This is a genomic window from Deinococcota bacterium (assembly GCA_030858465.1).
Classification (GTDB): Bacteria; Deinococcota; Deinococci; order Deinococcales; family Trueperaceae; genus JALZLY01.
Window position 1 is genome coordinate 1 of record JALZLY010000147.1, and the last position, 2,811, is coordinate 2,811.

At 67.0% G+C, this 2,811-nt stretch carries 3 protein-coding genes; 2 read left to right on the forward strand and 1 reads right to left on the reverse strand.

Translation table 11 applies throughout. The annotated features are described in order from the left end of the window. On the reverse strand, positions 1 to 323 hold a 323-nt coding region (locus M3498_06985; protein ID MDQ3459027.1), incomplete at its 3' end, for a hypothetical protein. A gap of 448 nt (positions 324 to 771) precedes the next feature. Here M3498_06985 and M3498_06990 point away from each other — a divergent pair. Both M3498_06990 and M3498_06995 read left to right on the forward strand, forming a co-directional pair. After that, positions 772 to 1,476, forward strand: a complete 705-nt coding sequence (locus M3498_06990) for a response regulator transcription factor (GenBank protein ID MDQ3459028.1) — start codon at positions 772 to 774, stop codon at positions 1,474 to 1,476. A 10-nt stretch (positions 1,477 to 1,486) separates the two neighbouring features. Next, a partial coding sequence (locus tag M3498_06995) for a HAMP domain-containing histidine kinase (protein ID MDQ3459029.1) occupies positions 1,487 to 2,811 on the forward strand: 1,325 nt, incomplete at its 3' end.

Genomic DNA, 2,811 nt, shown 5'->3' on the forward strand with positions numbered 1-2,811 from the left:
GTAGTCAGACGGGAGTCCGTAAGCGCTGAATGAGTAAAGCTGGCTCTCGAGCTGTTTTGATAAGTGTTAACATTTGAGTTTCCGGAGCGGGTAACGCGTACAAGAACGTCCTTAGTGGTAGGTACGCCGGTGCAAACTTCACCAAAAGCCAAGGTTGTGGTGGTCTTACCACCTTGGGTCGTTGTCGATACTCCGTCCCCAGCCGCTGCCGCATCATCTAAGACAGCAATCTCTTCGTTGAGGTTCGCCTGTGGCGTCATCTGTCCACAGGCCGCGAGGAGCGCGAGGGTTGCTGCCATTACCACGTACTTCAGTTGTTTCATATTGTCCTTTGTGTTTCTTGTTGGCTCGAGTGTTTGGACCTTAAAAAGCGGATAAGTCTTCAGGGATAACCCCTGGTCTTGCTCCCCACACCTCATTGCTTATCTTCCTTTCCCCTCCTCGTTGCTCCACCGGCCCAAGCCCGGCTTCTATGCCATTAAGACTATGAAGAAGAGATGAACCGAAAATGAAGTCCGGTTTTTGCGTGCTGGCCGCAGATTTTGCCCGAATGGTCGCTCCAGGCCCACGCCAACATGGAATCTCCCCTCCAAAGGCGCGGCATTGGGCGGACCATCGCCACCGAACCCGGCTTTGGGCGAGCCTTGCCGGAAGCAGGCCGCTGGGCAGCGGCCGGGACAGCCTCGCACTTCATGTTCGCTTCATGGCGCCGCTCTAGAGTTGTCGGTTAATGAGGGACTGGGAAGAAAAGAGGCGGAAACGGTGGACGTGATGAATGGGGTCAGGCTGAACGGTGAGACGGGTATACTAGCTGGTGAAGTGCGCCTGCTCGTCGTGGAAGATGAGGTTTCGCTGGCCCAGGCCCTGCGCGAGAGTCTGGAGGGTCAGGGCTTTCGCCCTACCGTGGTCCACTCGGCCGACGCGGCCTGGGAGGCGCTGTGGGCGGCGCCCTTCGAGCTGCTCCTGTTCGACGTGATGCTGCCCGAGGGCGACGAGGCGGGCTTCAAGCTGGCCCAGGACGTGCGCGAGGCGGGCTTTCGCCAGCCGATCCTCTTTCTCACCGCCCGCGAAACGCTGGACGACCGGGTGCGCGGGCTCGAGTTCGGCGACGACTACTTGGCCAAGCCCTTTGCGGTGACCGAGCTCATCGCCCGGCTGAGGGCGCTCTACCGGCGCGGCGAGGTGCGGCCCAGGAGCGTGCAGTGGCGCGACTGCGAGCTGCTCCTAGAGGTCCGGCAGCTGCGCTGCGGCGGCGAGCTGGTGCGGCTCACCGCCAAGGAGTTCGAGGTCCTGGAGCTGTTCATGCTGAACCCCGGGCGGATCTTCAGCCGCAGCGACGTGCTCGAGCGGGTCTGGGGGGCCAGCTTCGACTCGCTCTCGAACCTGGTCGACGTCTACGTCAAGAACCTGCGCGGCAAGGTCAAGGACGGGGTGATCGAGACGGTGCGCGGCTCGGGCTACCGCTTTCCCGGCTAGCCGCGGGCGGATGAAGCTGCGGATCAAGCTGGTCCTGATCGCGGCGGGGCTGACCCTGCTGGGGCTGAGCGTGGGGCTGGGCGCCACCTACTGGTCGCTGCTCAACTTGCGCCTCGCCGACCTAGACAGCGAAAACCGGCTGCTCGCCCAGGTGATCATGGGGGCCAGCCTGGGCAGCGCTCAGTACGAGGTTCCCGAGGTGGTGGAGAGCTACCTGACGCGCGGCAGCGTGGTGAGCGCCGCTCAGGTCTACCGCCGGGGCCAGCTCATCTGGGAGAGCGGCCCGACCGGGGTGCCCAGGCCGCTGGACCCGCGGGGCGTGGTGGAGGGCAACGGGATCCGCAGCGTGGGCGCCTGGCGGGTCTACACCCTGGAGAGCGGCGAGGTAGAGGTGCAGGTGGGTCGCTCCCTGGCGGCGCTCCAGGCCACCATGCGTCCCTACGCGACGATTGCCCTGCCGCTGGTGCTGGCGCTCTCCTTCTTCTCCGGGGTGATGGCCTGGGTGATGGCGGGTCTGGCCTTGCACCCGCTCGAGACCTTGACCCGCGCCGCGCGCGACTTCGACAGCCTCGCCGAACTGCCGCCCATCCCCGGCCGCGACGAGGCGGCCACGCTGGCGGCGGGCTTTGCGGTGCTGCTCGAGCAGCTCAGACACAAGCAGGAGCGCGAGCTGCGCTTTTTGGCCTACGCCGCGCACGAGCTGCGCACGCCGATTTCGGCCCTGCGCGCCAGCCTCGAGGCGGCCAGAGCGCGGCAGGAGCCGCCCGGACCGGAGCTGCTGGTGCGGCTCCACCGCGAGGCGCTGCGGCTCGAGACCTTCGCCCAGAACCTCTTGGCGCTGTCGCGCGCCGAGTCCCAGGAGCTTCGCGCCGCGACCCTCGACCTCGCCGATCTGGCCGAAGCCACCTACGACCGGCTGCAGCCTCTGGCCTTGGAGGCGGGCCACGAGCTCGTCTTGGAGGCCGAACCCGCCCCGGCCAGGGGCGACCCCAGGCTGCTCGAGCAGGCCCTCAACAACCTGGTCGCCAACGCCGTCCGCCACACCCCCAAGGGGAAGATCGCCTTGAGGAGCGGCGCGGAAGGAGAGCATGGCTTTCTCGAGGTGGCCGACCAGGGGCCGGGCTTTCCCGAGCCCATGGCGGAGGGCCTCGGCCTCAGGGTGGCGCGGGCGGTGGCGCGGGCTCACGGGGGCAACCTCGAGGTCGCCTACGACGGGGGCAGCCGGGTGCGGCTCTGGCTCTCGAGCGAGACGGGGCTGTGGCAGGCTCCTGTGGCCCCCGGACCGCCGGGGGGAGTGGAGCGGCGCTCCGGCCCGCGGCTCGGCCCTCAGGCGCG

Coding starts and splice junctions, on each gene's coding strand:
- M3498_06990 (MDQ3459028.1), top strand. CDS start 772: ATGAATGGGGTCAGGCTGAACGGTGAGACGGGTATACTAGCTGGTGAA.